Annotated in this window: 5 protein-coding genes; 2 read left to right on the top strand and 3 right to left on the bottom strand. The window is 47.2% G+C overall.

Annotation, left to right across the window (positions count from 1 at the left end; translation table 11 throughout):
* Positions 1 to 60 precede the first annotated feature (60 nt).
* Together gmk and ACJB0T_RS21625 are read right to left on the bottom strand one after the other, a co-directional pair.
* On the bottom strand, positions 61 to 684 hold the full coding sequence (gene gmk, locus ACJB0T_RS21630) for a guanylate kinase (protein ID WP_479292340.1): 624 nt from the start codon (positions 682 to 684) through the stop codon (positions 61 to 63).
* A 166-nt stretch (positions 685 to 850) separates the two neighbouring features.
* Positions 851 to 3,637, bottom strand: coding sequence for a response regulator (locus ACJB0T_RS21625; RefSeq protein ID WP_479291907.1), 2,787 nt, complete (start codon positions 3,635 to 3,637; stop codon positions 851 to 853).
* A gap of 255 nt (positions 3,638 to 3,892) precedes the next feature.
* On the opposite strand from ACJB0T_RS21625, the gene ACJB0T_RS21620 reads away from it, so the two are divergent.
* Entirely contained in the window at positions 3,893 to 5,263 is a 1,371-nt protein-coding gene (locus tag ACJB0T_RS21620) for an NCS2 family permease (RefSeq protein WP_479291905.1), read from the top strand.
* A 56-nt stretch (positions 5,264 to 5,319) separates the two neighbouring features.
* On the opposite strand, the gene ACJB0T_RS21615 is transcribed toward ACJB0T_RS21620, so the two are convergent.
* On the bottom strand, positions 5,320 to 6,186 hold the full coding sequence (locus ACJB0T_RS21615) for a YicC/YloC family endoribonuclease (RefSeq protein WP_479291903.1): 867 nt from the start codon (positions 6,184 to 6,186) through the stop codon (positions 5,320 to 5,322).
* Between the two features lie 237 nt (positions 6,187 to 6,423).
* Here ACJB0T_RS21615 and rph point away from each other — a divergent pair, with 237 nt between their 5' ends.
* A complete protein-coding gene (gene rph / locus ACJB0T_RS21610; protein ID WP_338165598.1) occupies positions 6,424 to 7,140 on the top strand; it encodes a ribonuclease PH in 717 nt (238 codons plus the stop codon).
* Positions 7,141 to 7,308 lie beyond the last annotated feature (168 nt).

Raw genomic sequence — 7,308 nt, 5'->3', positions numbered from 1 at the left:
CATGATTTGAGCGCACTACTCACTGACAAAGATCCTCACTTTCGTGAGGATGACGGTTTTCTACTCCGCTAGCAGCGCATCCAACATGCCTTTATATTTCACCGCTTGCTTGTCTTGCTTCAAGCGCTCAGCACGTAAAATGGCTTTAAAATCAACCAGTGCGCCATCAAAGTCATCGTTGACGATAACATAGTCGTACTCGTTGTAATGTGACATTTCTGATTTTGCTTCGCTCATGCGTTTTGCGATCACTTCATCGCTATCTTGACCACGAACGTTCAAACGGCGTTCTAGCTCACTGTTTGAAGGCGGTAGGATAAATAGGCTTTTCGCTTGAGGCATTTGCTCGCGGATTTGACGTGCGCCTTGCCAGTCGATGTCTAGGAAAACATCGATGCCTTTATCTAGGGTTTCTTCAATCCACAGGCGAGACGTGCCGTAGTAGTTACCGAACACTTCGGCATACTCTAGGAAAGCGCCTTGCTCAATCAGTGATTCAAACTCTGCTTTTTCAACAAAGTGGTAGTGCACGCCATCTTCTTCACCTGGGCGCATGCCACGAGTGGTGTGAGAAACTGAAACCTTCATTGCGTAGGTTGGGTTTTTTTCCAACATCGCCGAAATTAGGCTCGATTTACCAGCGCCGCTAGGAGCCGATACGATATAAAGGGTGCCTTTACCAATCATTTGTCAGTGTCCGCATTCTTGGGTTGAAGGAATAGAAGCCGGCCAATGCCTTCTCCTATTTTAGATAAAACACTGGCCGAAGTGCTGAAATTTCGGCCAGAAAAATGGAGGCGAAGAGTATCACAAACCTAGATGCAGACTCAACTGTCTTGTGGATAACTTGCTAAGCAGATTGCCGCGCGGTGGAGAGCCATTTCTCCAGTGTCGCGAGGAGCATTTTTGAGTTGATGGGTTTGGTGACGTAATCATCCATCCCTACTTCCAAGCAGCGCTCGCGATCTCCTTGCATAGCATTGGCGGTCATGGCAATGATGGTGACATTGGGGTCAACCACTTTACTCTCGGGCTTGCGAATCATAATGGTAGCCTCAAAGCCATCCATTACTGGCATTTGGCAATCCATAAAGACAATATCGAAGCTGCGCTCACGGAGAATATCAAGTGCTCGCTGACCATTTTCTACCACGTCGACGCTGACCTTAAATTTAGACAGCAGCGACTTCACCACCACTTGATTGGTCTTCATATCATCGACAACCAACACGTGGGCATGAAATTCCGGTGCTTGCGTCGGTGAGTGCTTGGTAATAAACAGCATGCTTTGATCATCGACACCATCAAGCGCGGCAACGCGAGACAAAACATCGAATAGCTCGGATTGTTGTGTCGGTTTGGTGAGATAAGCGCTGAATCCGTTGTCCTTGACCAGTTTCATGTCTCCTCGCTGTACCACAGAAGAGAGCATCACCAGCCTGGTTGAACGCAAATTGTCATCCGCTTTAATGCCGCGTGCCAATTGGATACCGTTAGTCTGTGGCATCTCATAATCAAGGATGGCAATGGAGTAGGGAGCACCAGTGTCATACGCCTTCGTGAGCATGGACATCGCTTCTTGGGCAGAGCTGGCCTGTTGATATTCGATAGCCCAGTTAGAAAGCAGTTGTCCCATCAATTGTCTATTAACCGGGTTGTCATCCACCACCAAGATACGTTGCTGCTGGAGATCCCCTTTAGGAGCATAGTGAACATCTTTTTCGGCCAGATGGGGCAGCGGTACTTCAAACCAGAAGGTTGAACCTTCGCCAACTTCGCTGTGAACGCCAATCTCACCACCCATAAGTTCGACCAGCTTTTTGCTTATTGATAACCCTAAACCTGTACCGCCATATTTTCGGGTAGTCGAACTGTCAGCCTGGGTAAATTTATCGAACAGCTTGTCTTGATGGGCTTTCTCGATACCGATTCCCGAATCGACCACAGAGAACTTCACACTATCGGTCTGCTCATCTTTCGATTGGACAGAGACATAAACAGCGACTTGACCTTGTTCGGTGAATTTCACTGCGTTACCAATCAGGTTGACGAGGATTTGTCTGATGCGTCCAGGATCGCCAATGTGCCATTGAGAGAGTACTGGATTGGCAGGGCAGATTAACTCTAGTTTCTTTTGAGAGGCACCTAGATAGAGCGTCGCGCCAATGTCTTCGATAAGCTCAACGAGGTTAAATTCCAACTGCTCTAGGTCGATTTTTCCTGCTTCAAACTTAGAGAAATCCAGAATGTCATTGATGATTGCCAGCAGAGACTCAGCACTGTCTCTTGACGTTCGGGCAAGCTTGAATTGCTGCTCATCAAGTTCGGTATCGAGCAGCAGGTCAGTCATACCAATCACCCCATTCATTGGAGTGCGGATTTCATGGCTCATAGTAGAGAGAAACTCGCTTTTTGCGCGCGCCGCCGAGCGTGCTTCTTCCGTTGCTTGTTTTAGTTGTTGGTTGTGTTCAAGCATTTGTTGCTCTTTGAGGGCTAAGGAGTCCGCCATATTGATAAAGCCGGTACTCAGACGGCTGATTTCATCGGTTTGATTAAAGTGGTGCTGAGGGAGGGAGATTTTGTAATCGCCTTGACCTACATGTTTGGTGGCGTCTAGTAAAGCTTCTAATCTTTGCACCAACTGCCGAGACATTAAAAGCAACACCACCAAACAAATGATGGCCAGAGCCAGACCAAGTGCACCAAGCACTAAATCGCGACTTGTGTTCAATACGGTATGCATCGCTTTTTGAGATATTTGCTGATTTTGTAGCTCGAGAATCGAGCGGAACCGTTCGATTCGCTGTGTCGCTAGTGGGAACCAAAACTCGGGGGTAATATCTCCAAGCCCACCCTCAAGTGTTCCTGATGTGACGAACGTTGATTCAATGTCATCAATTTGCTTATGGACACTCCAATTGATAATAGGCATGTAGAGGGACTCTGGCGCATGTTGACGCAGTAAGCGCAGATTCCAATCGAAACTTCGGATGTAATAACCCGCATCGATCATTTTATCGTTCGAGATGGCTTGCTCAGGCGCTGCAAAAATACCGTTGAGAATGCCTCGGGATTGCCCTGCGCGCTCTTTGAGCCAAAGCAAATGGACGTGATGCAATAAATCATCAACTAAGTCTGGGGATTCGATGGAACTGATGAGGGCATCATAGATAGTTAATGTTTGTTCGATAAGTCCTGAGTAGTGTTTGAAGGAATATTCGCCGATACCATGATCAACGAACTCTCTTACCATTGCGGTATGCTCGATAGCACGATCAAGTAATTGTGTTTGCTCACTGAAAGCCAGTTCGATGTCGCTGTACTCGTTAGATAAGCTGCGCCATTGCTCGATTGCCTTATCGGCTTGTGCTCTTGCTGTGATGAGTTTTTGTTTGGTAGCTTTACCTAGATTGGATTTATAACCTTCAGATAGCCCGCGCTCGACAGCAAAGTGGTGAGCAATGTTATCGAGCGAATGGGCGACGTTGAGAAGTTCGATGGTTTTTTTTGCCTCCGCATTTCTATCTATGAGTGATTGGATCACTTGATAGCTCATGGTCAGTACAACAATGAGTAACCCCAATACAATCAATGATGTTTTAGTTCTCAGGGTTAAATTACGTATTGCGGCTGGCATATATGCCCATCCTGTTACTTGGCGTATTTCAGCAGTATAGGAGATGAACTGCTAGGTTCCGATATTTGTGCTTTTTATGAATTCAGTAAGGCACGCTTGGCAAACGTTTGCTTATTTATCAAGATGTTGTTTTATAAGGTTTTGAAACTGATCCGAAAAGTGTTGATTTATTCCTGTCAGCAATTAGAATTCGCGCCAATATTTTCGTTGCGCATACGTTTGCGTCAGCGTGTTTTCTATCTAAAAGGTACCACTGTGAGTGCAGAATTAGCGGGTCAGAGACAGACCAACCCTTCCTTTATCGAAGCGACCTTCAAGGTGAGTGAGCGTAAGTCTACCATTGGCACTGAGGTGTACGCGGGCTTTATTACCTTTTTAGCAATGAGCTACATCTTGGCAGTCAACCCTGCGATTTTGGGCGATATTCCTGGTATGGATCGCGGTGCAGTATTTACCGCAACAGCACTGGCGGCCGCGTTTGCAACCTTGGTTATGGGGGTATTTGGCAATTACCCAGTAATGCTGGCTCCAGGTATGAGCATGAACGGCTTTTTCAAAGGCATGCTGCTAAGTGGCTCGGTAGCACTGGTTTGGCATGAGGCGCTGCTTGGTATCTTTTTCTCAGGTATCATTTACCTCATCTTATCGATGACTAAGATCCGTAAAGCGATGATTGAGTCGATTCCAGAAGACCTTAAGTTGGCAATTACGGTTTCACTCGGCTTGTTTATTGCGTTCTTGGGTCTTAAGAACGCAGGTATCATCGTTTCTAACCCAATCATTCTAGTAAGCATGGGCGATATCCTGAATCCTCAGGTTATGATCGCTTATATCAGTATTTTTATTGCACTAGGCTGTATGGTTCGCGATATTAAGTTAGCGACGTTTATCTCGTTTATCTCCGCTATTATCCTGACAATTCTTGCTGATACCTTTATGGGTACGAGCAACGCGCCAATTCCAGAACAGCTAGTCGCGATGCCACCAAGCATGGCTGGCAGCTTTGGCGCAATTTTTGATTTCTCTGGTCTAACAGCAGAGAAGATGTTCGACTTGCTGTTTATCGTGATTATCTTTTTGATTGTCGACTTCTTTGATGGTTTGAGCACGATTGTGGGTGTCGGTCGTGATGCTGGCATCATCGATAAAGACGGTAAGGTGCCGAATGCACGTTCAGCACTAGTCGCTGACGCTGGTGGTACGGTGATGGGTTCGTTGCTTGGTACTACATCGGTAACCGCATTCTCTGAGTCGGGCATTGCCTCTTCACAAGGCGCGAGAACCGGTCTAGCGGCGGTTGTGGTCGCTGGCTTGTTCTTTGTATCACTGTTCTTCTACCCATTATTCTCACTGTTCTCTGCGGCAATGGTGGCGCCCGCGATGGTAGTCGTTGGCATCTACATGATTGGCCGTCTGGGCGATATTAAGTGGGATAAGAAAGAGTCTCGCATTGCTGCCTTCTTTACCATCATGTTTACGGTACTGAGTTTCTCACCAGCAAATGGTATGGCGATGGGCTTTATAAGCTATGCGTTTAGTATGGTTGTGGCAGGCAAGGGCAAAGAGGTTCACCCAGTGATATTTGTGTTGTCGGCGTTGTTTATGACTTATCTAATTCTGCTGTAACCCAAATTTAGAGACAATTAAAGCAGGCTTCAGCCTGCTTTTTTAATGCACTCACATTATTCAATATTCTGAATCTGCTCACGCATTTGCTCAATCAACACCTTAAGCTCAACGCCTGAAGCAGTAATGTCAGTGCTGATAGATTTTGAGGCTAGCGTGTTCGACTCGCGGTTGAACTCTTGCATCATAAAATCAAGACGACGGCCAACTGCGCCACCTTTCTTCATTATGCTGTTGGTTTCTTTAACGTGAGAGTCTAGGCGGTCTAGTTCTTCTGCCACGTCAGATTTTTGCGCCAGAAGAATCAATTCTTGCTCAACACGAGAGGCATCTAACTCGATTTTAGCTTCTTCAAATTTGCCCAGTAGACGTTCACGTTGCCATTCAATAATTTCTGGCATACGAGCGCGAACTTTCACGACTTCTGCAGTAATCGCATCAAGACGCTGTACGATCAGTGCTTTCATGTTGTCGCCTTCACGACCACGCGCTTCAATGAAATCCGCTAGTGCACCTTCAAAGCCATCTAATAGTGCTTTATTGATGGTGTCCATGTCCTGCTCAGGGGTTTCCATCACGCCTGGCCACTGCATGACTTGGAATGGATTAATGCGACTCTCTTCACCAGTTAGGTTCATCACCTGGTTTGCCGCGCCAATCACTTGTTTAGCCAGCGTCTCATTGATGTTGAGTTCGCCTTTTGCTGCTGGGTTAGCTTCAAAACGAAGGTGACATTCAACCTTACCGCGCGCCAAGCGCTTACGAAAACGCTCACGAAGTACAGGCTCTAGACCACGGAACTGCTCTGGAAGACGGAAGTATGTTTCGAGGTAACGTTGGTTTACAGAGCGGATTTCCCATACTGCGCTACCCCAGTCACCTTTGACCTCTTTGCGCGCATACGCGGTCATGCTGTAGATCATGAAATGATTCCTTTGAATTCAGTAAGTGTGTTCAAACTGTTGTCATGGTAGCACAGTTAATAAAAAATGGTCCTAGGTAAAAGATGGTCCTAGGCCCTTGGTGGGTACTGGGCTATCTTTTACCAAGGACCAAGGACCAAGGACCAAGGACCAAGGACTAACCACCTAGACCCATCCCCCCTTCTCCGCTATAATCTCCGCCCAACCTAACTCGCTTCCCCAATTAAGGTAATGCCCATGCGTCCAAATGATCGCGCAGCAGACCAAGTGCGCCCAATAAAAATTACTCGCAACTATACCGCTTATGCAGAAGGTTCTGTATTGGTAGAGTTCGGCAATACCAAAGTGTTGTGTAACGCAACCGTGGAAGAGAATGTGCCTCGCTGGCTAAAAGGCCAAGGTAAAGGCTGGGTGACAGCAGAATACGGCATGCTGCCACGTTCGACGCATTCAAGAATGCGCCGTGAAGCGGCAAGCGGTAAGCAAGGCGGCCGTACTATGGAAATCCAACGTCTGATCGCGCGCAGCCTGCGCGCGGTGGTTGACCTAGAAGCCATGGGTGAAATCATGGTAACGGTAGACTGTGATGTTATCCAAGCGGATGGTGGCACGCGTACGGCCTCTATTTCTGGTGCAAGTGTGGCAATGGCTGATGCGTTTGCTCACCTTGTAGCGAAAGGCAAGTTGAAAGCGAACCCAATGAAAGGCCACGTTGCAGCGGTGTCTGTGGGCATTCTTGGTGAAGATATCTTGTGTGACCTTGAGTACACAGAAGATTCTGCAGCCGATACCGATATGAATGTGGTTATGACAGAAGACGGTCGCATGATCGAAATCCAAGGCACCGCAGAAGGCGAACCGTTCAGCCACGATGAGTTGATGGCGCTACTGGCGTCAGCAAACAAAGGCATTGCTGAGATCGTAGCCGCTCAGAAGCTGGCATTAGAAGATTGATTGATAGCTCCCGTAAGGGGGCTATTTTTTTGAGTAAAGAAAACACAAATCGAAAAAACGTCATCCTCACGAAAGTGAGGATCTTTGTCAGCAAGTGTTGCGCTCAAATCATATGAGTCACTCGCCGCATGAGATCCCCTTTTTCAAGGGGATGACGAGTGTACTGCG

This window comes from Vibrio sp. CB1-5, assembly GCF_059412285.1.
The sequence above is the reverse complement of the archived record's forward strand: the minus strand, read 5'-3'. Positions and strand labels throughout refer to the sequence as shown.

What these genes read in the sequence shown, in the direction of transcription:
- ACJB0T_RS21625 (WP_479291907.1), bottom strand. Translation starts at nt 3,637, where the DNA reads ATGCCAGCCGCAATACGTAATTTAACCCTGAGAACTAAAACATCATTG.
- ACJB0T_RS21615 (WP_479291903.1), bottom strand. Translation starts at nt 6,186, where the DNA reads ATGATCTACAGCATGACCGCGTATGCGCGCAAAGAGGTCAAAGGTGAC.
- rph (WP_338165598.1), top strand. Translation starts at nt 6,424, where the DNA reads ATGCGTCCAAATGATCGCGCAGCAGACCAAGTGCGCCCAATAAAAATT.